Origin of the sequence: Streptomyces sp. TLI_105, from assembly GCF_900105415.1 — a bacterium.
Taxonomy (GTDB): domain Bacteria; phylum Actinomycetota; class Actinomycetes; order Streptomycetales; family Streptomycetaceae; genus Streptomyces.
The window spans coordinates 1,063,045-1,087,808 of the sequence record NZ_FNSM01000001.1; the positions used below are offsets into that span (position 1 = coordinate 1,063,045).

At 71.0% G+C, this 24,764-nt stretch carries 10 protein-coding genes and 3 pseudogenes; 4 read left to right on the forward strand and 9 right to left on the reverse strand.

The annotated features are described in order from the left end of the window. Nucleotides 1–37 precede the first annotated feature (37 nt). Nucleotides 38–796, reverse strand: a pseudogene (locus BLW86_RS04885) (collagenase); the annotation flags it as partial. A 966-nt stretch (nt 797–1,762) separates the two neighbouring features. Further along, entirely contained in the window at nt 1,763–8,629 is a 6,867-nt protein-coding gene (locus tag BLW86_RS04890; RefSeq protein WP_143060222.1) for a ricin-type beta-trefoil lectin domain protein, read from the reverse strand. Nucleotides 8,630–9,091: 462 nt separating this feature from the next. Here BLW86_RS04890 and BLW86_RS04895 point away from each other — a divergent pair, with 462 nt between their 5' ends. Further along, nucleotides 9,092–13,339 carry a ricin-type beta-trefoil lectin domain protein gene (locus BLW86_RS04895; protein WP_093872866.1) on the forward strand — a complete coding sequence of 1,416 codons (4,248 nt, stop codon included), beginning with the start codon at nt 9,092–9,094 and terminating at the stop codon, nt 13,337–13,339. A gap of 1,226 nt (nt 13,340–14,565) precedes the next feature. On the opposite strand, the gene BLW86_RS04905 is transcribed toward BLW86_RS04895, so the two are convergent. The 3 genes from BLW86_RS04905 to BLW86_RS42940 all read right to left on the reverse strand — a co-directional run bounded on the left by BLW86_RS04905 (nt 14,566) and on the right by BLW86_RS42940 (nt 16,935). Beyond that, nucleotides 14,566–15,222, reverse strand: a complete 657-nt coding sequence (locus BLW86_RS04905; RefSeq protein WP_093872868.1) for a M23 family metallopeptidase — start codon at nt 15,220–15,222, stop codon at nt 14,566–14,568. A gap of 26 nt (nt 15,223–15,248) precedes the next feature. Further along, nucleotides 15,249–16,391 carry a peptidoglycan-binding protein gene (locus BLW86_RS04910; RefSeq protein ID WP_143060224.1) on the reverse strand — a complete coding sequence of 381 codons (1,143 nt, stop codon included), beginning with the start codon at nt 16,389–16,391 and terminating at the stop codon, nt 15,249–15,251. A 418-nt stretch (nt 16,392–16,809) separates the two neighbouring features. Then, complete coding sequence (locus tag BLW86_RS42940) at nt 16,810–16,935, reverse strand: hypothetical protein (RefSeq protein WP_256341218.1); 126 nt, start codon at nt 16,933–16,935, stop codon at nt 16,810–16,812. A gap of 517 nt (nt 16,936–17,452) precedes the next feature. Between BLW86_RS42940 and BLW86_RS04920 the strand changes: the two genes are divergently transcribed. The 3 genes and pseudogenes from BLW86_RS04920 (at nt 17,453) to BLW86_RS42945 (ending at nt 19,782) form a co-directional block, all read left to right on the forward strand. Further along, entirely contained in the window at nt 17,453–18,448 is a 996-nt protein-coding gene (locus BLW86_RS04920; RefSeq protein ID WP_107466049.1) for a chitinase, read from the forward strand. A 146-nt stretch (nt 18,449–18,594) separates the two neighbouring features. Continuing rightward, nucleotides 18,595–19,392, forward strand: a pseudogene (locus tag BLW86_RS04925) (Tat pathway signal sequence domain protein); the annotation flags it as partial. Further along, nucleotides 19,372–19,782: a carbohydrate-binding protein gene (locus tag BLW86_RS42945; RefSeq protein WP_256341643.1), complete on the forward strand. Its 411-nt coding sequence runs from the start codon at nt 19,372–19,374 to the stop codon at nt 19,780–19,782. The pseudogene BLW86_RS04925 and the gene BLW86_RS42945, both read left to right, overlap by 21 nt. A 518-nt stretch (nt 19,783–20,300) precedes the next feature. Here the strand turns inward: BLW86_RS42945 and BLW86_RS04935 are convergent. From BLW86_RS04935 to BLW86_RS04950, 4 genes and pseudogenes are all read right to left on the reverse strand, one after another. Next, nucleotides 20,301–20,411: pseudogene (locus BLW86_RS04935) on the reverse strand (TetR family transcriptional regulator); the annotation flags it as partial. A 133-nt stretch (nt 20,412–20,544) separates the two neighbouring features. After that, nucleotides 20,545–21,747, reverse strand: coding sequence for a type III PLP-dependent enzyme (locus BLW86_RS04940; protein WP_093872870.1), 1,203 nt, complete (start codon nt 21,745–21,747; stop codon nt 20,545–20,547). Beyond that, nucleotides 21,744–23,486: an IucA/IucC family protein gene (locus BLW86_RS04945; protein ID WP_093872871.1), complete on the reverse strand. Its 1,743-nt coding sequence runs from the start codon at nt 23,484–23,486 to the stop codon at nt 21,744–21,746. Before BLW86_RS04945 ends, BLW86_RS04940 begins: the two co-directional genes overlap by 4 nt. Then, a complete protein-coding gene (locus tag BLW86_RS04950; protein ID WP_093872872.1) occupies nt 23,486–24,733 on the reverse strand; it encodes an MFS transporter in 1,248 nt (415 codons plus the stop codon). The genes BLW86_RS04945 and BLW86_RS04950 overlap by 1 nt, the downstream gene beginning before the upstream one ends. Between the last annotated feature and the right edge of the window lie 31 nt (nt 24,734–24,764).

Here is a 24,764-nt window from a genome sequence, read left to right on the forward strand (position 1 = left end):
GCCCTCCGGTCGGCGGCGTCGGGCGTACGGGTCAGGCGCCGGCGGCTACGGCCGTCAGCCAGGCGTTCCAGTCGGCCTCGTAGTCCAGCGAGGTGAGGAAGGCGCGGGCGGCGGTCCAGTTCCCGGTGCGGTAGTGGCCGAGCACGGTGGCGACGTCGGCGGGGTGGCGCTCGACCATGTAGCGGGCGGCGAGGTAGCCCCAGTTGTAGGTGCGGTTGACGTCGCTGTTGGCGTAGGTGGTGTCGAACAGCGTGCGCAGGGAGTACGTGTGCTTGCCGGCCTCGGCCAGCGCGTTGGTGTAGGGGATCCCGCGGTAGGAGTAGGAGACGTACTCCGCGATGCCCTCGCCCCACCACACGGTGGGGGTGGTCTGGCCGGCGCCGAAGTCGCCGTACAGGTCGAAGCGGCCGTCGAGGTAGTGGGTGTACTCGTGGTTGAGGTTCCAGATCTGCCAGCCGGGGCTCACGTCGGTGCGCTCGTAGCAGATGAACCGGGGCTGGTTGCCCGTGCCGGAGGGGTCTCCCTCCAGGTACATGCCGCCGTTGTCGGTGTCGATGCCGTAGATCTTCCTCGCGTAGGCCTTGTAGTCGGCGCTCGAGTTGAAGACGTCGACCTCCAGGGTGGTGTTGTGGTCGTTCGCGACAGGCCCCGAGTCCTTGACCACGCCGTGGAAGTAGGCGTCCTGGCCGGCCAGGCTCGCGCAGGTTGCCGTCAGCTGGGCGGCGGTCATCTCCTGGGCACGTATGCGCAACGACGGGCTGCAGTCGTGGACCACCGGGAGGATGCGTGACTCCAGCCCACCGCCGGCGGTCGCGCCGGGAGCGCCCTTGGCGTTGCCGTGGGCCGGGCGCTGGGCCGGGTCCGCGAAGACGTGTTCCGGCTTGGGGTCGGCCGGACCGGCCTGGGCGGCCTGGGCGGGAGCGGCCGCGACGGCGGCTGTGAGCAGGGTGGTGGCGATGGCCATGGCGCGCAAGGTTCACTCCTGGGAAGGAAGTTGGGAACCCGTCCGTGACGGGCTGCGCAGTAAAATGGCACATGTCACATTGCTTTTCAATATTGTTCACAAGGCCGGGGGGAGCTCGCTCGCCGATCGGCTCCGCCCCGGGGCAGGGGAATGGGAGGGGGCGAGCGACCGGAGGAGCAGGGACGCCCACAGCTCGTGGAGTAAGAAGGGCGCGTGCGCAGGTGGCCCCGTGTCCGCGTACGGGCTCATCCGCAGAGCCCCGGAGGTCGCCAGTCGCTCGACGGCATCGGCATGGGCAACCGGCAGTGCACCGGTCGTCGCGGTCTTCGCGTCATCCGGCAGCGTCGGTTCGACCTTCGTCTCATGAGGTTGCAGCCGCTCCTGTGACCGGGAGTTCGCCTGGAAGCATCGTCCGTCGCGTATCGACGCGCTCGTCGTCCGGTCGCAGGACGGCCAGGTCCCGGCCCGTCCCGGGACGTGCCGTGGGCCGCTGGGTCCACGCAGTGGCCGGCCTGGTTCCGGAACAGCCGGTCGTCCGGTGCCGCACCCTCCGGGTCTCGCCTGCACCAGGGCGGTCCGCTCCGGGTCCTCCGCGATCCGGGCGGTGGTCCGCTCCGGTACCGGGGTGCCGGGCGTACGGACGGCAGGAAGGCGCCCGGACCGGAACCGGCAGTGCGGAAGGCAGGTCGGGCGGCGGCCGGCGGCGCCTGGTGCGGATCCCGGACGAGGGGGAAGGCCCCGACCACGTGTGTGGTCGGGGCCTTCCCGGTGATGCTGGACGGGGCCTTCCCGGTGGTGCTAGCCGCCCCAGCCGAGGTTGCCGAAGTAGCCGTTGACGGTGTTGACGTTGCCTTGCCCGCGCAACTTGTACTCCTGGGCCATCCCCATCGCGTGCAGGGCGGCGTACGGACCGAAGTCCACGTTCCCCACGGTCGGGATCTTGATCTCCTCGTCGTAGTCGAAGTTCCAGTCCTTGAAGACCTGTACCTGGTACGAGACCTTGCCCTTCTCGACCGAACCGGTCACCCGGTACTGCAGACCGCGCACCGCCAGGTACCAGTCGGGAGAGGCCGGACCCGCCGCGGCGTTCCTCCAACCGGAGTCGAAGTCGGTCCGCTCCGGCGCCGTGATGTCGTTCTCCCAGGACTTGAACTCCTGGTACAGGTAGCTGTCCAGGCTCTCCGCGACGCCCGCCGAGTCCATCAGGGAGTCCACCTCGTCCGGGTTGAGCCAGAAGTCCTCACCCGTGTTCCCGAGGTAGTGTTCCAGCGTGCTGGCGAACATCGGCAGGTTCGTTCCCTTGGCCAAGACGATGAACTGCCGCAACTGGATCACCGCGTCGCGGTCCGCCTGCGACTGCTGGCGCCAGCGCGTACCGGCGCCCCAGTCACCGTTCCCGCTGCGCCATGGCACCAGGTTGCTCTTCGCCGGCTGGCGCCTGACGGTGCTGTACATCGCCACGCCGTCCTCGTCGTAGCAGGTGTCGACGGTGCAGCCCGGACCGTGCTCGGGAGCCCACGCGGAGTTGTCGTTGTTGGCGCTGCAGCCGTCGCAGAACATGCCGCTGTCGTCCTTCGCGTTCACCGGGTTGCTGCCGCTGTACGCGTAGCCGTTCCACTGCTGCGGGTCGTCCGGGTCGATGACCGGGTCCGGGTTGAGGAACCGGCCCGCGACCGGGTCGTACTGACGGGCGCCGAGGTACGTCAGGCCGGTGTTGTCGTCCTTCGTGCCGCCGACGAAGCCCTTCTGGCCGCCCCAGACGCCCGCGGCCGGCTGGGTGCCGCGCGGGTTGCCGAAGGGGTCCATCGCCCGGCGGGTGACCGCGAGGGTGCCCGCGTCGATGGTCAGGACGCCCGAGCCGTGGTGGTCGGCCTGCTGGATGGTCAGGCCGCCCGCGCCCACGCGGACCATGGTGAGCCCGCCCGGGATCGAGTAGGAACGCGTACCGGTCAGAGTCTTGGCGACCGTGTCGTACGTCAGCTCGTCCTCGCCGAGGGTGACCGTGGTCTTCCCCGGGCTGCGGCGGACGATCGGATCCCCGTTCGCGTCGTACACGTACGAGGTCGTACGGTCCGTGCTCGTCCACTTCTGGCCGGCCGGGACCGGGGTCCCGCAGTCCGCGAGGAGCACGTCCACGCTGTTGGTGGCGACGTCACCGGGTACCCCGATGCAGCGCCCGGACGCCGGGTTGTGGAGGGTGCCGTCGGCGCGCCGGTTCCAGGTCTGCGCGGCGGAGCCGTCACAGGGCTGGTTCTGGATCACGGAGCCGGCCGTGGTGCCCATCGCGGTCACGCACTTGTTGAACACCTTGAGCACGTCGCCGGTGAGCGAGTAGCGCTGGCCGCCGCCCGAGTTGCAGGTGTAGATCTGGATCGGCTGCCCGTTCGCGGAGCTCCCGCCCTGGACGTCGAGGCACTTGCCGCCGACGCCGGTGATGGCGATCGCCTGCGTGAGGGTGTCCATCCGGTTGTCCGGGGTCCACGTGATGCCGGTGGTGCCGGTCTTCGACGTGTACTGGTCCACCGGGTTGCCGGAGCCGTCGTAGCGGTTGCTGCCCGACTTGTTGACCGTGCTGCCGGTCTTGGTGGTGCTGGAGGTCAACGCGTGCGGACCGCCGTTGCCCGCACCGCTGTTGACGGTGCCGGAGGCCGGGTAGCCCTGCGTCGTGGTGACGTCCTTGGTGATGTCCCCGGTCAGGTCCTTGCTGACGAACGCCGTGCGGTTGCCCGTCACGTCGTACGAGAACTCGTGCCAGTACGGGTTGCCGCCGCCGACCGTGGCCGCCGACGGAGTGGTGTTGGCGCAGGACCCCTGGTCGGAGGTCTGGCCCGCACCGGGAGCGGTCAGGCCGCCCTTGTCCGTCCAGGCCGCCGTCATCCGGCCGAGGTGGTCCAGCGTGAAGCACTCCCGGTCCTGGGCGGCCGGGTTGTTGTCGGGCGTGTTGGTGACGGAGCTGATCCGGCCGGACTTGTCGTACGTGTACGAGGTCTGCTGGACCGCGCCGGTGACCGAGGTCTGCTTGTCCAGCAGCTGGCCCTTCAGGCGCCCGGTGCCCTGGTCGTAGTCCAGGGTGGTGACGACCTGCTTCTCGAACGGGTTGACCGTCGAGCGGACCACCCGGCCGAAGGCGTCGTACTCCGTCTGCACGTCGTACGTGGTCGCGCCGGCGTACTTGTAGAGCTGGCCGTGGTCGTTGTACCAGTAGTTCATGTCGTCGACCGGCAGACCGCCGACGGCCGGCAGCAGCGCGGTCTTGCGTTCACCGGTGAGCTTGTCGAACGTGCTGGTCGCCGTGTACGTGAACGTACCGGTCTGGCCGACCTCGCTGCCGGGGATGCTGATGCGCATGCCGGTCGCGCGGTAGCCGTTGTCGTACCCGGTGACGGCGTTGGTGTAGGCCTGGCCGGCCGTGCCCCCGACGTAGCGGGTGGACGAGGCCGGCTTGCCCTTGCCGTTGGCGACCGAGTCGTACGTCCAGCCGACGAGCTGCTTGGCGCCGCTCACCGTGCCGTCGTACAGGCCGGTCTGCCGGTCTGCCAGGTCGTACGTGCGGACCAGGGTCCTGCCACGGCCGTCCTTGGAGGTGGCCAGGCGCCCCGCGGTGTCGTACGTCTGCGTGGTGATGCCCGTGTCCGGCTCGGTCGCGGAGACCTGCCGGCCCTGGAGGTCGTACCCGTAGGACCAGGTGTTGCCCGCGGCGTCCTTGCGCGTGGCGGGCTTGCCGTCCGCCGTGTACGTGTACGTCGACACGGTGGCGTCGGCGGCGTCGCCCGTCACGGTCGGGGTGCGGTACTGCCAGCGGGCCGTGGTGCGACCGCGGGCGTCGAGCAGCACGCTGCTCGGCCAGGACCCGGCCGGCGGCACGGTGTCCGTCCGGTCGACGCCGGGGTAGGCGGTGGTGGTGCGGCTCTGCTCGGTGCCCTTGGACCAGGCGGCCACCACGGTCGCACGTCCCAGGCCGTCATAGGTCGTGCGGGACTGGGCGGGGACCGATGACTCCGCCGCGCTCACGAGCGTGCCCGACGGGCCCGAGTCGTTGTTGTACCAGGGGGAGTTCGTCACCCGGACCCGGCCCTGGGAGTCGTACAGGTTGTCGCTGATCAGGCGGCCCGAGTAGGCGGGGTTCGCCGGGGACTCCTGGGTCTGCCGGTCCCGGCCGAAGCCGTCGATGATGTTGACGCTCTTCAGGTAGACCGGGGTGGTGCCGTCCTTCTTCAAGGAGGAGGTGGTCACCGCCGACGGCGTGCCGGCCGTCTGGGAGATCGCGTAGCCGAACGTCGTGTCGGCGTTCGGCTCGGTGGCCGGGGCACGGCCGGGACGCCAGACGGCGGTCACCCGGCCGAGCGCGTCGTAACGCAGCGTCGTGACCTTGCCGTTGGGGTCGGTCACCGTCAGCGGGAGGCCGCGGCGCGGGTCCAGGGTGCTGACGGTGTCCCACGAGACCGTCGTCGGCTGGCCGGGGGCGGAGGCCGACGAGGTCGACGAGGACGGCAGCTCGCCGGTGGCGGGGCTGAAGGTGGTGCGGGTCACCGATCCGCCGGGGTGCTGGGCGTCCGTACGCGTCGGGTCGGTGACCGTCAGGACGCGGCCGTACCCGTCGTAGGTGCTGACCTTGCTCGTGGTGAACTGGGCCGAGCCGTCACCCGCGTACTGGGCCATCTCCTCGGTCGAGGTCGGGTTGCCCGCGGCGCCGGCCTGCCCGAAGGGCTTGCCGTCGAAGAGGACGCGCTTGCGCTCGACGGTGTTCGCGGCCGCGGCGGCGGCGGTGCACGCGTTCGCCCCGGACACCCTCAGGGTCTCGGAGACGAGGTTCATGCGCTGCGGGTCGGTGCCGGCCGCGTACGTCGTGCGGGTGCAGACGTCCTCGGTGCCGTCGGCCTGGTCGAGCTCGGTGACCGGGCGGTTGCCGTTCGCGGCGTCCGTGACCGTGGTCTTCGTGGCCGTGGACCAGGTGCCGTCGGTCTTCCTGGAGCTGGTCGTGTCGGTCTTGGTGGTGAACGGGACCCGGGCGACCAGGTCGGGCAGGCCCGTGCGGGTCTGCGTGGCCGTGGCGACCTCGCCGCTGACGCCGGTGACGGTGTGGGTGGCGACGGAGCCGCCGGCCTGGTCGAAGGTCTCGGTCTGCAGGACCTGGCCCGACAGCCACTCGTGGTCGGTGACCGAGCGGCCGAGCGCGTCGGTGAGGGTGACGCTGCGCGCCGATCCGCTCTTGCGGACGTCGCCGTTCATGCCCTGCCGGTAGGTGGTCCGCACCTGGGCCTTGGGGCCGTCGTTCCCGCTGCCCCTGGTGACGGTCACCGTCGCGAAGCCGCGGAACTCACCCCAGGTACGGGCGTTGGCCTCGGTGAACTGGCTGTCGTCGCGGTGCCAGCCGGCCGGCCCGTACGCGAAGGCGGTGATCTTCTGCGGGGCGTCGGTCGCCGTGTCGTTCTCGGTCAGGGACTTGACCGTGTGGTGGTGGAACCAGTCGAGGACCGGAGCCGAGTCGGCGACGGAGCCCGGCGGCAGCCAGCGCACCGGGTAGCAGGCCAGCGTGTTGTCGTCCTCGGCCGTCGGCATCACGTTGTTCACGCGCGAACAGGCGGGCAGGTTGTAGTCGACGTTGAGGACCCCGCCGGTCTCGTTGGCGATCTGCTGGATCCGCGGCCGGTTCATGATCGGCGGGGCGGGGACCAGGTCGGTGCCGTCGACCCGGTTGGGCAGCATCACCGGCGTGAACTTCACCGGCGGGAGCGGCACGGTGGGCGTCTCCGTCAGGCCGGTGCGCTGGACGGAGTCCAGCCACAGGACCTTCTGGCTGGTCGCGTCGAGGGGGTTCGGGAAGGAGTGCTTCAGCTCGTACGAGTCGACGCCCTTCCAGGCCCCGCCGACCCGCACCTCGGTGAGCACGGAGGACAGCCGCTTCGTCGTGAAGTAGGTGGGCGCGTATTTGGTGCACGTGCCGGAGGACTTGCACTCCTGGTTGACGGGCACGTCGGGCCACTTGGTGCTGTTGGCGGCCGTGCGCGTCGCCGGGTCACAGGGCGTGGCGTCGGTGCAGCGCTCCACGGCTGTGAAGGTCACCCGGGCGGCGGGCTGCAGCGCGCCCTTGGCGGCCACCTGCTCGTCGAGCTTCTGGCCGTACTTCACCGAGGCGAGGGTGGTGGCGCGGGTGTACGCGGTCTGCGTGCCGGTGCCGTTGTTCTGGGCGCCGCCGCGGTTGTACCAGTTCGTCTCGGGGGCCCAGGTGTAGGTGGTGAGGTTCCCGTTCGGGTCCACGATGTGGTCGAGGGAGAGCCGCTGCCACATCAGGCACTGGGAGGCGTTGCCCTTGGCGGAGTCGTAGCAGGGATCTCCGCTCTTGGGCGAGTAGACGGGGACACTGGAGACGGAGTTCGTCGCCGGGTCCGTCTTGTCGCCGCCCGGCAGGTGGTTGATGCCGAAGTAGTAGACGGTGCCGACCGGGTCGGTGACCTTGGCGTAGGCGCCGTCGCGCACACCGTTGGCCGCGCCCGAGCCGAACTCGACACGCGTGCCGTCGTCGTTCTTCAGGCGCCACACACCGGTGGCGGCGTCGTTCGCGGCACCCGAGGCGGCCACCCGGACGAGCGGCCCGGAGTGCGCGCCGAGGGAGAGCGAGGCGTTGTACCCGGCCCAGCACAGGTCGCCGGAGTCCTTGATGCCGGCCTTGTCGCAGACCTTGTACGTGCGCTCGATGAAGCCGGGGTTGAGCTCCCAGCCGTCACCGATCCACGAGGCCTGGGAGTTGGTGGCCGACGTACGGCCGTCGACGCTGGAGGAGTCGTACTTCAGCGTGAGGTCCGGTGCCGCCCCGCCGAGGGCGGCGGGGACCTGCAGGGCGTAGTCGTACGTCAGCGAGCCCGAGGCGTTGCCGGACGCCCACGCCGAGGAGGGGGTGAGCGCGGTGGCGGTGTAGTCACCGCCACCGCCCTTCTCCTCGGTGTCGGCGGCGAGCAGCAGCGGGGCCGCCGTCCCGGCGGGGGCGGCGCCCACGGAGGCGGCGAACCCGGACGGGGCGGCCGACCGCTCGCCGGCCGCGAGGGGTGCTCCCGCCGCCGGTACGGCCACCTCGGCCGTGAGCCGGCCGGTCGCCTTGTCGACCCGTACGGCGAGCGGGGTGCGCACACGGCAGGCGGCCACCTGGGGAGTGGTCGCCGCGCAGGCGGGCAGGGTCACCAGACGGCCCCGCGAGGCGAACTGGCCGCCGGTCGCCTTCTGGAGGGCGGCCATGTCGAACCCGACCGTCATCGGCGTGCGGGTGCCGGTGCCCTGGGCGGCGCGGTCGGCGGTCAGGGTGAAGAGCAGTCCGTCGACGCCCGCCTTGCGGGCGGTCGCCGCGTCGTTGCGGACGACGGTGACGGCGGGCGGCGCGCCCTTGGCGCCCTTGCCGGCGCGGGAGACCCAGACCGGCAGGGCCCCGGCCCTGGCCTGGCCCTTCGTAGTCGTCCGGGCCGTCCCGACGAGCCGGGTCACCGGAGCCGTGGGCGTAGTGGCGGCGGCCCGTGGGGGCACCGGGCGCGGCGGCTTGACCCGCTCGGCCGGGCCCTTCGGCTTGAGCGGTACGGACGCCGTGCGCGGCAGCGGCGTCCTGGGCGGCCGCCAGACCGTGTCGAAGTCGGGCGTCGCCGCGCCCGCCGGCGGTATCGCCAGAAGTGATGTGGCCAAAGCGAGCACCATCGGGACGGTCACCCGTCTCCAGTGGTGTCGCCGAGAAGCGTGCATGCCGGTGTGCGGCATCGCTCATCCCCCCGCTGAACTAGACGCCGTTGATCCGGGTGATCACCGGCTCAAGCGCGTGAACGTATCAGCCAGTTGAGGGTCAAGTCATTTTGCGGCCACTTTTGGGGCAAGTGACGAAGATCACTCCGCGGCCAATTGCTGACGACCTCTGGCAGGAGGGGCGGAATCAGCCACTCCGGACTTTGATCACGAAGCGAGTTCCTGCCAGAGTGCCCCGCTCCGGGGCCGGACGGCCCCGGTCGTACCTGTATGGGGGGAGTGGGCAGTCGCATGTCCAACGCACGAAGAGCCGGCTTGAGACGGCGAGTTCCGGCCAGTCTGGCCGCAGGGGTTTCGGCGGTTCTCCTGCTGGCGACTCCGTATGTGGCGGAGGCCGCGCCGTTGCCCGTGCCGGACGCTCCGACGAAGCCGCGACCGTCGGCCGCGCCCGCGGCGTCCACCGCGGGCGGCAGGCCTGCCGCTCCGTCGGACGCCCCCGCGCGCACGGTGATCGAGAAGGCCTTGGCGCTGGCGGCGAAGACCGGCAGGGACGTTCCGGTCACCGAGCTTACGACGGAGTTCGCGACGACGGTCGCCACCCCCGAGCGCAGACTGCGTACCGACAGCCACGTGCTGCCGCAGCGCACCAAGGACGACAAGGGCCGCTGGAAGGCCCTGGACGACACCCTGGCCGTCCGTGCCGACGGCACCGTCGCGCCCGGGGCCGCCAGCTCCGACCTGGTCATCTCCGGGGGCGGCAGCGGCCCGCTGGCCACCATGACCACCGAGGACGGCAAGCGGCTGGCCGTCTCCTCGCCGTTCCCGGGGCCGCTCCCCAAACCCGTGCTGAGGGGCAACGACGCGCTCTTCGAGAACGTGGCACCGGACACGGACCTCCAGGTGAGCGCCACCAAGTACGGCGGCTACACGACCGTCGTGGTCCTGCGCACCCCGGCCGCGGCCGCCAACCCGGCCGTGCGGAACCTGGTGTTCCCCACCGTCACAGACGGCCTGGCCCTGGCGAAGGGCAAGGACGGCAGCCTCACCGCCGCAGCCGGCGGGGACACGGTCTTCCGCGCCCCGGCCCCGCTGATGTGGTCCGCCGGCGAGGCCCGCAAGCCCGCCGCCAAGGGCTCGCGCCACGCCGACCTCCATGCCCCCGGCGCGATGGACTCCACCGGCGGCAGGGCCGCCCCGAGCAGCGCCGACGGCCCCGGGGCCGGAGCCACCGTGGCCCGCATCCCGGTGACCGGCGCGAAGGTCTCCGGTCCCGGCAAGGGCGCCGCGGGTGAGATCGCCCTGGCGCCCGGTGCCGAGCTGCTCGACGGCGCCGCCACCGCGTACCCGATCTACGTCGACCCCTCGTGGTCGGTGGACAGCCGCGGCAAGTCGCACCACGCCTGGGTCCAGCAGGCGTACGACACGGGCAACTACGACCGCACGGGCTCCACCGACCGGGACAAGCCCGGAGTGGGGTACCAGGGCTGGGAGACCGACAAGGGCATCGAGCGCGCTCTCTACGAGTTCGACCTGAACGGCTACGCGGGCGCGACGGTCAACTACGCGAAGCTCCGTCTGGAGCAGTACGTCTCCGCCGACTGGTCGTGCACCACCAAATACCCCGTGCACCTCTACCGCGCCGGAGCCTTCGGTTCCACGGTCAAGTGGAGCAACCACCAGATCCGTGAGTGGATCCAGAACCAGGACGTCGGCGGCAACGGCAACAGCGGTGACTGCTACGCCAACATCCCCGTCGAGTTCGACGTCACCAACGCCCTGCGCGACGGCATCCGCGACACCGGCACCCCGCTCGCCTTCGCCCTGACCGGCCAGGAGGGCACGGGCGACAGGATCGCGTTCAAGCGGTTCGCCTACACCGCGGTGCTCAGCGCCGAGTACGACTTCCCGCCGCGCGTCCCCGAGAACCAGCGCACCGTTCCCGCCCCGCGCCGGGTGGTCGCGGGCGACACCCAGGCCTGCGGCGCCGTGCCCGGCGAGCAGTTCGGTTGGATCACCACCCCGACGGTCACGATCGCGTCCAAGGTCTCCAGCCCGAACCAGGGCCAGCTCACCCAGTGGCTGAACATGTGGGAGCACAACACGGGCGCCACCGTGCACACGGGCTGGTCCGGCTTCGTGGCCACCGGCACCGACGCCACGTACACCGTGCCGCTCGGCGCGATCGAGGACGGTCACAACTACGGCTGGGCGGTCCACGGCGACGACGGCCTGCTGCGCGGTCCCTCCACCACCTCGTGCCACTTCGCGGTCGACCTGACCCCGCCGGTGCTGGAGTTCGGCCGCTTCACCGACCCGGCCACCCAGTTCCCGCCGGCCGGCAACGGCCAGATCACCAAGCTGCGCCTCGGCGACACGGGCTCCCTCCCTGTCACCGCCTCCGACCCGAGCCCGGGCGCGGGCCTGCGCAGCTCCGGACTGGCCTGCGTCGAGTGGGGCTTCGACCCACAGCTCACCGGTGCCCAGAAGCAGTGCGCGCCGGCCGGCAGCGCGCTCAGCGTCAGCTCCCTGAGCGTCAAGCCCACCCACTGGGGCACCAACATCGTCTACGCCCGGGTCCTGGACGAGGCGGGCAACTCCTCGCAGACCCAGTCGTACGCCTTCTACGTCCCGTGGAAGGACGGCGCGGTCGCCTTCGGTGACACCACCGGCGACGCCCGCTCCGACATCCTGCTCCCCGACACCGCGGGCAACCTCGTCACGCACGGCCGCGCCACCGACGGCACCGCCCGCAGCATGATCCCCAGCGGCACCGGCGCCACCGCTCTCCAGGCCCCGGAGGTCTCCTCCGGCCTGACCTGGAAGGACTACCGCACCGTCCACCGCGGCTCGCTCGACCCGGGCCGGAACGTGGACGACCTGTTCGTCCACCAGGAGCCGGCCACGCCCGGCGCCCTCGCCGGAGCGCAGCTCTTCGTCTACGACAACACCCTCTCCGACCCGGGTCGGTTCACGCTCGGCACGAAGGCCACGCTCGACAAGCCCGACTGCGACACGGCGTACACCACTTCGTGCAGCGGCTACCACAACGTCGGGACCTGGCAGCACTCCAGCCAGATCACCCCGACCGGCCCGGCCCGCACCACGCGGACGCCCAGCCGGCAGGTGACGGACGCCACCGGCGTGCTGGCCGTGGAGTCCGGCAACCTCTGGTTCTACCCGGTCAAGACCAACCAGACCCTGGCCCCGCCCACCCTGGTGGACGCGTCCGGCACCTGGGACGACAAGGACCTGATGGTCCCGGGCAACGCCCTGAACATCGGCACCGCCACCGACACCGCGCCCGCGCTGTGGGCGCGGAACCGGACCAGCGGCGACATCTTCCAGTACAAGCTGACCACCGCCCCCCGGGCGATGGACCAGTACGTGGTGGTCACGGGCCTGGCGGCACAGCCGACGACCCGCATCGGCTACGGGATCAAGGGCACGGACTACCCGCGGGTGGGTTCCGAAGGCGACGTGACCGGCGACGACATCCCGGACTTCTGGGCCGTGGGCACCGACGGCACCCTGCACGCCTGGGCGGGCAGCGCCACCGCCGGCGCGGTGAACAGCCTCGGCGGCCACCACGTCCGCGGTGACGCCCAGGCCCCGACGGTCCAGTGGCGCCTGGAGGGCGACGCCAAGGCCATTCCGGCCAAGAACGGCAGCGGCGTCAGCAACGACGCCACCGCCACGGCCGTCACCTACGCCACCGAGACCGTGGACGGCCGGTCCCGCAAGGTCGCGGTCTTCGACGACCTGGCGAAGTCGGTCGTGACCGGCCCGGCCAAGCCCGTCGACACCCAGCAGTCCTTCACCGTCTCCACGTGGGCGAAGATGACCGCGCCCGACGGCGTGATCGTCAGCCAGGACACCGCCCACGCCAGCGCGTTCATGCTGTGGGCCGACTCGGGCCACTGGCGCTTCGCCATCGCGCGCGGTGACGACGAGGGCTGGCCGTACGACTACAACTCCACCGTCACCCCGGCCAACACCTTCAAGCAGGGCGTCTGGACCCAGTTGACTGCCGCGTACAACGCCACCACGGGCGCCATGAGCCTGTACGTGAACGGCACCCTGGCCTCGAGCGGGTACCACAAGGCGAGCACCAGCCCCGCCCCGAGCGGGTCCCTGGTCCTGGGCCGGTACAAGTACGTCAGCAAGCCCAGCAACTACCTCAAGGGCGCCATCGCGGGCCTGTCCGTCTACCAGGGCTACGTGCCGCCGGCGACGACCACGGACCTGCCGATCCGGTACGCCCCGTCGCCCGACTTCTGTGTGGACACGCCGCAGGGCGCCAACGGCAACGGCAACCAGCCGCAGCTGTGGGACTGCAACGGCTCCGACCCGCAGAAGTTCAGCGTCAACGCCAACGGCACCCTCACCCAGAAGGGACAGTGTGTGGCGGTCCGCGGCAACCAGACCGTCCACGGCACCGACCTGATCTTCTGGCAGTGTCTGGGTGAGGGCGGCCAGCAGTGGCTGCCGCGCGCCGACGGCAGCATCTACAACCCGCAGTCGGACGCCTGCTTCGACCTGCCGCGGGCGAACCGCGACTGGGGCCAGAAGTTCATGATCTGGGGTTGCAACGGCACCCCGGCGCAGCGCTGGAGCATCCCGACGCTGATGACGCCGGACCTCCCGGTCGCCCCGTAGCCACCGCACCACCGCTTCCGGCACCGGAGGAGGGCCCGCGGCTCGTGGAGCCGCGGGCCCTTCGGCGTCCCCGTCGCCGTCCGGCAGCCCCGCCCGGGCCGTCGCTCAGCCCCGCCCCCGGCGCAGCATTCTGGTCAGCCACGGGGCAGGGGGAGCGGTGGGCGCCACGGCGCGGCGGGCGGCCGGGGGTGACCGTCGGGTGGCGGAAGACCTCCCCGGGGGGGATCTCCCGGTCAAGTCGGCCCGTACCCGGTTCACCAGGCACACCACCGGTGGCGAATGCCCGCCCACCCGGAAGAAGGTGCCCTCCGCGGAGGCCTCCCGGCCCTCGGCACCTCCGTCGACAGGGCGCTCAGCCGGTCCTCCCCCGAGGTGAGGGGAGAAGGCTCCGGTTCCGGCACCGCACCCTCGGCCACCACCGTCCCCGGCACCGCGTAGCCGGGTGGAGATCAGCAGCCGGGAGGCGGCGCGCACCAGAAGGTCGCCGGTGAGTGTGGCCTCGCTGATCAGCGAGGCCCGGGCTTCGGGGTCCTGCAGGGCGAGCACCGCGGTCGCGGCCTCCTCGAGAGACCGCTACCAGCAGGCCAATAATCTGCTGGTGAGCTACTCACCCAAGAAGCTCGGCTTCTTCTAGAGCCTGCAAAAGAGGCGCCTGACCTGAGATTTCGCCCGCCAGGAGGCGGTCGAACATGCGAATCAGCCGAACGTCCTTGGTTGCCGCCTACACAGGTGCCTCAAGAGCACGGGGCCGGGGACGGAAGCGGAGGGAGCCGTCGGCTTCACACACCGACATCCACCGGCGTCGCCCCGTTGTCGAAGAAAAGCACGGTCATCTCGGCGTCTCCGATGGTTGAACGGCGCACGTGGGATGACGCCGGGCGATGGGCGCCCTGAGACGGTCCTTCCTGCGCGGTGGCCCGCAGCCGTGCACACTGCTCCGATCGCCCCACTTCATCCTCCGTCCGCGGTGGCGTTCCCGCATCACGAACTCAGAAGTGGTTCGGCAACTCTCCCAGGCGATCGGGCCGATTCCGCTGTCCGCCGCGATGCCGGCCTCTGCCTGGACGCTTGGCGTGGTCCCCGCGTATGCCGGGGTGTTCCCATGCCCAAGGGCGTGTGGGCGGGGCCGGCCTGGTCGTCCCCACCTGTGCGGGAAAGGATTGCCTGCCGGGCTTCCGTGCCGGGCCATCACTGGAGTCCTGGCCCGGCACGGTGGCTCCGGTGCCTCACCACGCCGGCTTGCGGGTATGGGCATAGACGAAGGGGCCCGGCGGGTGGTCCTCGAAGTGGAGGTGCGGGCCGGTGACGTTGCCGGTCGCTCCGACCTGGCCCAGCTGTTGGCCCGCCCTGATCTGCTGGCCGGTGATGACGCCCCGTTGCGAGAGGTGGCAATAGACGTACACCCGGCCGTTGTCGGCCTGGAGGCCGACCCAGCGGCCGTAGGCACCGCCGTTGTCGTTGGACCACTGGATGGAGCCGTCGCGGACGGCGACCACCGAAGTTCCCCGCGCCGAGGCATAGTCGTCCCCGGTGTGGTAGCCGGCTAGGTACCGCGGATTCTGGATGCCGTAACGGTAGGTGACGCCATGTCCGGGCACCGGGGAGGGCACCCTTCCCGACCCCCCTTCGCCTCGGACTTCGAACCCGAAGCGGGCACCGAGCTTCTTGAGCGAATCCATTCCCGGGAGGCCGTCCGCGCCCGCGCCGGAGAAACCGAGGTGCCGCTGCCACTTGGCGTAGGCCTCTCTGGTGCGTTCACCGTAGACACCCGGGCCCGAGCTGAAGTCGAGTCCCACCGCCCGGGCAAGGGCCTCTTGGACCACCAGGACGCTGGCGTTGTGCGCACCTGGGTACAGCTCCGACAGATGTACGACCTTGGACATGATGGGCGTCCCTTCGGGGACCGTGATCAGTAGCCGCACGGTCCGCGGTTGGGGTCGAACTGGCAGACGCGGCCTGCGAGGTTCGTCCCGTCGCGGTACACGCCGTATCGAGCCATCACATAGTTCATGGCTGCGCAGATGTTGGCCACACCGTCGTAAATGACCTCTGAGGTACCAGGCTGGTGGAACGAGGCGAACGTCGGCGGGATGACCTGCATGACTCCGCGGGAGCAGTTGCGTGGGTGGCCGTCGCTCTGCTTGGGCCCGGTGGCGTTGGTGTCCCAGTCATTCACCGCGTTGAACCGGTACGACGACTCGCGCCGGCCGGCGACCAGGATGCCCGGCACCCAATGATTCTCCGGTACGCGGAGGATGCGGCAGGCCTCCTTGGCCGCCGCCGTGGTGCTTCCGTCCTGCACGTGATCGAACTTGACGCTCGACAGGGGGATGGCGGAGTGCCCTACGACCTCGCCGTCCGGCTGGAGAGGCCGGTCGAAGAAGCTCAGGCCACGGACCGTGACCCCCTGCCGACGGCCCAGTTCGGTGAGCGAGAAGCGCCCGAACACACCGTCCGCGTCGCCGTCGGTGAAGCCGAGCTTGCGCTGGAAGGCGGCCACCCCCGCTTTCGTACGCGGCCCGAACGTACCCGGTGCCGCAGCGTAGTCAAGCCCCACTTCCTTGGCGAGCGCGCCCTGGACGATTCTCACTGAGGTGTTCCGCGCGCCGAACACGACCTCCGAAGCTGTCACCGCGATGTCCGAACGCGGCAGTACTGGACCGGCCCAGCTCCATGAGGCGACGGCCGTACCGCCCCGGTGATCGTCGGGGTCGGCGGTGGGCGGACAGCCGTCCTCGAACTCCGGCGCGAAGTAACCTACGACCTTCATGCTGCGCCGTTCCGTACTGTGCGAGTAGACGCCGTAGCCCTGGCCTGCGTCTTCGGCGTTCTCGGGAACGGTGTTGCCGCCCTTGGTGTAGACGTGGGTCTCGTCGAAACCGACCACGACCTCGGTGTGGCCGCCCTGGGACAGGTTCGTCCACGCCCCGATGGAGGGGTAGTCGGACCACTGATCGCGCGTCCTGGCCCATTCGGTGAAGACGGAGACGTTGTTGACCTTGGGAACGATGTGGTTCAGGCCGACGTCGGCGTACATGTCCCAGTTGAACATGACGCACCACGGCTCGCCGTCCTCGCCGAACTGCCTTCCGAACTGTGTCCGGTTGTCGTAACCGGTCCCCGGCACGTTCGTCTCGTACACGCCCTCGGGAACGCTCTGGATGTGATCGACCAGTCTCCGCCATTGAGGTGCTGCCATCGTCCGCCCATCCTTTCGATGAGTCGGCGTTCAGGGAACCCGGGAGGACTTTGGTACGGAGGCCACCACTTCCAGCGAACCAGCCACGCCTGATGATCGCCACCGGAGAGGGGCGGTTGCCCCAGCCGGCTTCGCTGACGTCGATCGGTCCCGATGCGGAGCCCATGACCGTATGGCCCTCGGGTCTCCTGCGCTGTTGATCTGTCGGTCACTTCCGCGGCGGTGTCGATGCGGGCCGTCGGCTGACCTGGAATCCGGCCTCGGCACACCGCTACGGGGCCGGTTCGACGTTCTTCATCGTGGAGCGCGAGGTGACGTTCTTGATGCGCGGGATGGTCATGACCTGCCGGCTGAGGAAGGTCTCGTAAGCGGTCAGGTCGGTGACGGCGACGCGCACGAAGTAGTCGGGCTGCCGAACAGCCGGCGCAGCTCGATGACTTCCTCGGCCTGCGCCAGTGTCCGCTCGAAGCGCTCGCCGGTCTCCAGGCCCTGGGAGGAGTCAAGGGTGAGGTCGATCAGGACCTCGAAGGACCGCCCCGTGACGGCGGGGTCGATGACGGCCCGGTGGTGAGCCCGACCCGATGGGCCGGCTCGACGTTCGTCAGCCGCCCGCCACGCTCCAGCTCGGCGTTGTATCCCACAGCGCGTATCTGCACCCTGCAGGTGGGGTGGCGGGATGAGAATTCGCCGAGGACGGTTCTCAGGGCCTCGACGTTTCTGGACGTCATGGCCAGGCGCGGCACCCCTGTCTTGCCCTTCGCGGCCAACGCGGCCCGCTCCAGACTCCGCTGAAGTCCGCGGTGCAGGCGTCGCCTGCACCTGGTGCGCCGTCACACCTCTTGACCTGAGCGGGCGCTGCTGCTTCCCTCCTACGTTAGGAAAGTTTCCTAACACCCCTCGATGGACGGTGACTCATGGCTCCGAACGCCCTGTCCCGCACCCTCTTCACGCTCGCCGCCGCCTCTTCGCTCGCCCTCTCCGGCCTTGCCGTGGCGCCTGTCGGCCAGGCAGTGACGGCCGACCCGATCGGACTCAACGCCCCTTACGAGTACCTGGGTTGGGGAAACCCGCAGAAGCCCACCGACGTCATGAACGCCACGGGCGTCAGGCAGTTCACGCTCGCCTTCATGCTCAGCGACGGCACCTGCAACCCCAAGTGGGACGGCAGCCGGGCGCTGACCGGCGGCACCGACCAGTCCGCCATCAACGCCATCCGGGCCGCCGGCGGTGACGTGGTGGTCTCGTTCGGCGGGTGGAGCGGCAACAAGCTCGGCGAGAAGTGCAGTTCGGCGACCGCGCTGGCCGCGGCGTATCAGAAGGTCATCAACGCCTACGGCCTCAAGGCGATCGACATCGACATCGAGAACACCGAGATCGCCAGTTCCACCGCGCGCCAGCGCGAGATCGGCGCACTCAAGATCATCAAGGCCGACAACCCGGGCATCAAGGAGTACGTCACCATCGGCACCACGACGACCGGCCCGGACACCGCGGGAACCGACCTGATCAGAAAGGGTGCGGCGGCCGGCCTCGCGGTCGACGGCTGGACGATCATGCCGTTCGACTTCGGCGGCCACAGCGGCTCGATGGGCTCGGTCTCCACCGCCGCCGCCGACGGACTCAAGAACACGGTGGCGAGCGCGTACGGCTACGACTCCGCGACCGCCTACCGGCACATCGGGATCTCCTCGATGAACGGGAAGACCGACGAGAGCGACGAGACCGTCTCCACCACGGACTTCACCACCATGCTCAACTACGCCAAGGCGCACCATCTCGCGCGCTTCACCTTCTGGTCGGTCAACCGCGACCGCCAGTGCCCCTCCGGCACCCCGGCGGGCGACTCCTGCAGCGGCATCAGCCAGTCCGCGTACGCCTTCACGAAGATCATCGCCTCGTACCACGGCTGACCCCACGGCACGGCCCGGGCAGCGACGAGGTTCCCCTCGGTGCTGCCCGGGCCGTCACCGGTCATGCCCCCGCACCTCAGGAGAGCCTGCCGGTCCGACGGCGTCAGCCGGCGCCGGCCGCGGCCCCCGACCACAAGGAGTCTCCCGTGAACAGGCCATCCCGTCGCACCGTCCTGGGCGCCGCCCTCACCGCGGCCGCCACCGCCGGACTGCCCCGCACCACCGCCTCGGCCGCCACCCTGAGCGTCTCCAGCTGGCAGCAGCGCTGGTCGCCGTCGGCCGCGGCCGACGGCCTCGCCGCGTTCGAGACGGTCGAGGACGACCGCGCCGACTCCCACCCGGCCGGCGCCCCGCACATCCGCGTCGAGGGCGACAACTTCCGCTGGAACATGCACATGGTCGACCGTGACACCTCCACGGATCGCCAACGCCACGAGGTCACGGGCATGCGCACCCCGGCCGGTGGCGACCACCTCCAGTGGCTGCCCGGCGAGACCTGGCGGACCACCTACTCGATGTACATCCCGTCCTCGCTGAAGGCGACCACCACCTTCACCCACCTCATGCAGATGAAGCAGCCCGGAACCGGATCCTCACCGATCGTGGTCCAGTCCCTGCGCCGGGTGGCCGGAGCGCAGACCATAGAACTCCAACTCCCGGTCAGCGGAGTCATGGTGGGAAGCACCGGCCTCGATCTCCTGCACGACCGGTGGGTGGACGTGGACTTCCAGATCAAGGTGGGGGACGGCACCTCGGGGTCGGTCCGCTGGGTCCTGCGCAGCGCCGGCACCACGCTCATCGATGTCACCAGGACCGGCATCGACACCTTCCTCGCCGACCGGGTACGGCCCAAGTGGGGAATCTACCGCTCGCTCGGCGACACCTCCGGCTCACTCCAGGACTGCTACCTGCTGACCACCGGAATGCGCGGCTACCAACTGGTCACCGGAAGCTCCGGTGTGTACCAGGCCGAGGAGGCTCGGATCTCACAGGGAGTCGTGGAGGCCGACCACACCGGGTACAGCGGTGCCGGATTCGTCAACCTCGCCAACGCCGCGGGAAGTTACGCCGAATGGACGGTCCAGGCGGGCGCGGCGACCGGGGCCACTCTCGACCTGCGGTACGCCAATGGCGCCGCTCTCGACCGGCCGATGGACATCACCGTCAACGGCATCCGGATCGCCACCGGGCGCCCCTTCCCGCCCACCGCGAACTGGGACACGTGGGCGACCTCCTCGCTCCCGATCACGCTCAAGGCCGGAGCCAACACCATCCGGGCCACCTCCACCACCGTCGACGGCGGCCCCAACCTCGACAGGATCACCGTCCGCTGAGGGAACCACGGCCCCTGCCTGGCGAGCCCGGCGGGGAAGGGGCCGGCAACCCGGACGGCAGAGCCCGCGTGGTCATGCCGGACGAAGCGGGTGCAGTCCTCCGAAGAGGCGGTTTTCCAGCCGATCATGCGGACCCAAGGCTGCCTCCGCTGCCCCGCGTCCACGAACGGGAGGCTCAAGCGCCAGGTGTTCTGCCGAGTCGGCTTCCACCTCTTACGCGAGCGTGTCCGGTCGCAGCCGGACGAGGCGTGGCCGCAAGCCGCCGCTCCAGGTCGGCCAGGGTCGTGCGGTGGGCCAGTACGGCACCGCCCTGCCCAGGCTGTATGCCTCCGACCAGCAGGAAGACTCCGTCGCTCACACCTTGTCGGATCCACGCCTGATGGTCTGCCATGTGATCCTGAGCCTGACTCTTGTGGGCGGCGAAGCGGAGCAGGACGACGAACACGGGATCTCCTTCGATGCCGGTGGTGTGATCGGTTCGACTCGGCGACGGGGGCGCGGTCGCGCGTGGTCCGCGAGATGCCCACCGTCTCGGCGATCGCCGCGAACGACGTGTGCTCGAAGCCCTTCACGTAGAAAAGCCGGTTCGCGGCATCGACGATCTGCGCCCGCGTATCCGTGTTCCCCATCACCACACGCCCCAGCCCCCACCCCGTCGCCAGGACAGGCGTCCTAGCGGTCGGGCGCCCCTCCAGGACAGGCGTCCTAGAGGGCGTCAAGGGTTCAGGTGCCCCGGGGACGGCCGGGTGCACCAGGTCGCCCTCAGCCGAGGAAGTGGAACGTCGGCCGGGGGTGCATCAGGAAGTCGTGGTGGGAGATGTTCCACGCGTACGCGCCCGCCAGGGCGAACGCCACCCGGTCCCCCGCCCGCAGCCCCGGCGCTGGAACCCGTCGGGCGAGGAGGTCCTTGGGGGTGCACAGCTGGCCGGTGAGGGTGACCGCGTCGGATCCGGCGGCGGGCCGGGGCCAGGGGTGTGGCCAGGCGTCCACGGGCAGCACCGTGCAGGGCTGGTCGTGGCCCTTGGTCGCGGGGGTACGCAGGTGGTGGGTGCCGCCGCGCACCACCGCGAAGTCCTCGCCGTGGCTGCGCTTCACGTCCAGGACCTCGGTGGCGTACCAGCCGCAGTACGCGGTCAGGGCACGGCCCGGCTCGATGCGCAGCGTCAGGTCGGGGTGGTCCTCCATGAGCCGGGCGAGGCCCTTCCCGTAGGTGGACCAGTCGAAGCGGCGGTCGGGGGTCGTGTAGTCGACGTGCATGCCGCCGCCGACGTTCACCTCGGCGAGGCGGACGCGGTGGCGGGCGGCGAGTCCCGTGGCCCATTCGACGACCGACTCGGCGACGCCGATCTGCTCCTCCGCCTCCAGGCCGCTGGCCAGGTGGGCGTGGACGCCCAGGAGCCGCAGGTGCGGGAGCGTGCCGTCGGTCAGCCGGGCGACGGCGGTGTCGGCGTCCGAGGGGTCGAGGCCGAACGGGGTCGGCCGGCCGCCCATGGCGAGCGAGCTGCCCTCCAGGGAGGCGGCGGACAGCGGCAGGTTGAAGCGGAGGAGGACGCCGACGGGCGTGTCCGGCGCCCGGGGAGCGGCCAGGTCGGCGAGCATGCCCAGTTCGTAGAGGCTCTCGACGTGGAAGCGCTCCACGCCGAGGTCCAGGGCCGCGGCGATCTCGGCCGGGGTCTTGCCGGGGCCGCCGAACGCGAGGGGGCGTCCGGGAACCGCGCGGCCCACGTGGGCCAGCTCGCCGCCCGACGACACCTCGTAGCCGTCGACGTACGGCGAGAGCGCGGCGAGCAGCTCCGGTTCGGGGTTGGCCTTGGCGGCGTAGTAGAGCTCCACGCGCTCGGGCAGCGCGGCCCGCACGGCCGCGGCGTGCCCTCGCAGCGCCGCCAGGTCGTAGACGTAGGCGGGCAGGCCGTCGGAGGGCAGGTCGAGGACGAGGTCGCGCACCGGGCGGGTGAGGGCGGTCATCGGGCGTGGCTCCACGAGTCGTCGGAGGCCTCGGACAGCACGTCCTCGGCGAGCGGGGAGGGCAGGCGGACGTAGCCGGCCTCGCGGTCGGCCTTGCGCTCCCAGCGGGTCAGCAGGTTGGCCTTGGCCGGCAGCGGCACGCCCGCGAGGAGCGCGGCGAGCCGGGGCGGGCAGCCGTGGCCGTCGGCGTACGTCTGCAGGGTGGCGCGGACCCGGGCCCACAGGGCGGGCTCGGTCTCCGGGTGCAGATCGGCGACGGCGGCCAGCATCTCGGCGATGTGGTTGACGAACAGGCAGTACGCGACGCGGTCCCAGCCGCGCTCCGCGTCGTACGTCAGGGGGCCGGCCACGTCGGTGGGCAGCGCGGCGAGGGTGGCGGCGTGGTGCTCTGGCACCAGCTTGGTGCCTTCCAGATCACGGAAGAGCACCTGGGCGGGCATGCCGTCGTCGTCGACGCAGACGACCACGTTCTGCAGGTGGGGCTCCAGGACCAGGCCGTGGTCGAAGTAGGCCGCCAGCACGGGCGGGACGAGGAGCTTGAGGTAGGCGGCCCACCACTCCAGCGCGGTGCCGGGGCCGGCGCCGTCGAGGAGGCGGGAGACGTGGCCGGGTCCGCTGGGGTACTCGTCGGCGACGGCGGCGGCGAGGAGCGGGGTGGTGCCGGGCAGGAGCCGGGCGGCGAGTCCCTCGCGGACGATCACGCCGAAGCCTTCGAGCAGGGCGCGGTCGGGGGTGCCGTCGGGTCCGGGCAGGGCCAGGCTGCGGTAGGCGGGCTCGCGGAGCATGGCGCTGCCGGGGAACCGGTCGGTGAGCCCGTCGAGGACGGGCGCGAGGAGCCGGGTCAGGGCCACGGCACCGGTGAGCTCGTAACTCGCGTTCTTGCGCAGACAGTTGGTGATGCGGACGTTCAGGCTGAACTTCAGGAACGTGTCACCGTCGTAGAGGGTGCGCACGGAGGCCGTGGCGGCGAAGGGGTCGCCGCCGGTCCCCAGGTCCAGGATGTCGCCGCGGTCGAGGGCGGCACGCAGGCCGGGATGGTCGCTCAGCATCTCGTACTGCCAGGGGTGGGCGGGCAGCAGCCGGTAGCCCTCCGGCACTCCGCCGGCGAGCAGGTCGAGGGGCGCGGCGGCCGCCGGGGCCGCGGACTCCTCGACGATCAGGCTCTCGCGGACGGCGAGGTGACGCAGTGGGAAGGCGGCGCCGACCTCGGGGGCGTACGCGAGCCAGGAGGTGGCGTCCCCGGTACGGGCCTTGGGGGTGGGGTGGAAGCGGTGCCCGAAGAGCAGGGACTGCTCCGAGGCGAGGTAGGTGTCCCGGTCCGCCGCGCCGCTCGCGCGGGCGTCGAGCGCGGCAGTGACGGCCTGGTGGCTGGAGGCGATCTGGTCGAGGAACTCGTCGTTGCGCACGCCGGTGCGCAGCGACAGCTCGTCCTGGACGTGTTCGGCGAGGCGTCGCCAGTCGATGCGCTCCCAGTCGCCGTCGCGCTGCTCGTGGACGGGGCCGGTGAAGCGGTGTGCGCCCAGCAGGGACGTGCGGCGCAACGCCACGCGGAGCAGTACGCCGCGGCGGGGCAGGCGCAGCAGCAGGTGGCCGTCGCTCGCGGCCGTCTGGTGCTCCGGTCCGGACACCTCGCGCAGCAGGCAGTTGAGGAGGGTGTGCGCCACGACCGTGTCCGCGTCGGGGAGTCCGGCGGGGGCGGCGGGGCGGCGGGCAGCGCCCTGGGTTCGGGGCAGCGACATCAACGGCTCCAGCGAGGGTGGAGGGGGGTCACGAGGGGAAGAACGGTGGGAACGATCGTGGCCAGGGCCACGGCGGTGCCCGTGAGGACCGGGGCGGCCGGACCGAAGAAGCTGTTGCCGACGGCGGCGGCGATGCCTGCCGCCACGGCGCCGGCCTTCGAGAAGAACTCGAGCGATCCGAACATGCCGCCGGGCGCACGGCCCTTGGCGCAGTCGGCGGCCAGCACGGACAGGCAGACGAGCCCGAGGGTGAGTCCGGCTCCGAGCACGAGGCGTACGGCGGTGAGGGCGGGCAGCGAGTCGGCCACGCCGTGTCCGGCGAGACCGAGCGCGATGCAGAGGAGGCCGACGGCGAGGCCGAGCCGGGGGCGGGGGTGGAACGCCTTGTGCACCGCCATCGCCGTGACCAGGTAGCACAGGTGCGGCAGGGCGAAGAGGACTCCGGAAACGGACGGGGAGGTGCCGGGGAGCCGCTCCTCGATGAGCGAGACGAGGTAGGGGAAGGAGATGACGGTGGAGAAGACGAACGCGAACTCCAGGGCGTAGAGGACCCGGAGGGAGGTCCCCGGGGCCGGCGCCGTCCCCGCCTCCGGTGCCGCCTCCTTCTCCTTGTCCCTGCCCGTCTCCGTGGCGTCCTTCGGTGCCGACGCCTCGGTGCGCCGTCCGCCCCGTGACTCCGGTAGGGCACAGATCAGCAGGGCGGCGGTGAGCGGAAGCACCGCGAGCAGGGCGTACTGCCGGTGCGGGGACAGCCAGGGCGACAGGGAGCCGACGACGATCGGTGCGACGACGAGGGCGGCGCGTGCCGCGCCCTGCATGAGGGTGAGCGCCTTCGACAGGGCCGGACCTTCCAGCGCCGCGCCCAGGTAGCCGTTGGACGCGGCGAACGTGCCGCCGAGGATGCCCTGGAGGACGAGCGCGGCGGTGAAGGTGACGATCGAGTCGGACCAGCCGGCGAGGAGGAACGATACGGCGAGCCCGAGCTGGGCGCGCAGCAGCAGCCGCTTGCGGCCGTAGCGGTCCGCGAGACGGCCCCAGAAAGGCGCGCCGACGGCGCCGAAGACGGTCGGGACGATGTAGAGCACGCCGGCCCAGCGGGCGGTGGAGTCGCCGAGCTCGGGCAGGATCCGGGTCAGGAAGGGCGGCAGGCCGAGGGCGGCGAAGGACGCCACGAAGTAGCACCCGGCCACGGCGTGCACCTGACGACGGGCGAGCACCGGCGCGTTCGTCACGGGCGCGAGGGGCATGCCCGTATGTTTCGGCGGGGCCGTGGTGGCG

Bases quoted from the DNA above. Each gene is read 5' to 3' on its own strand.
- BLW86_RS04905 (WP_093872868.1), bottom strand. From the start codon at position 15,222: ATGTCCAAGGTCGTACATCTGTCGGAGCTGTACCCAGGTGCGCACAAC.
- BLW86_RS04910 (WP_143060224.1), bottom strand. From the start codon at position 16,391: ATGTTCAACTGGGACATGTACGCCGACGTCGGCCTGAACCACATCGTT.
- BLW86_RS04920 (WP_107466049.1), top strand. From the start codon at position 17,453: ATGGCTCCGAACGCCCTGTCCCGCACCCTCTTCACGCTCGCCGCCGCC.
- BLW86_RS42945 (WP_256341643.1), top strand. From the start codon at position 19,372: ATGCGCGGCTACCAACTGGTCACCGGAAGCTCCGGTGTGTACCAGGCC.
- BLW86_RS04940 (WP_093872870.1), bottom strand. From the start codon at position 21,747: ATGACCGCCCTCACCCGCCCGGTGCGCGACCTCGTCCTCGACCTGCCC.
- BLW86_RS04945 (WP_093872871.1), bottom strand. From the start codon at position 23,486: ATGTCGCTGCCCCGAACCCAGGGCGCTGCCCGCCGCCCCGCCGCCCCC.
- BLW86_RS04950 (WP_093872872.1), bottom strand. From the start codon at position 24,733: ATGCCCCTCGCGCCCGTGACGAACGCGCCGGTGCTCGCCCGTCGTCAG.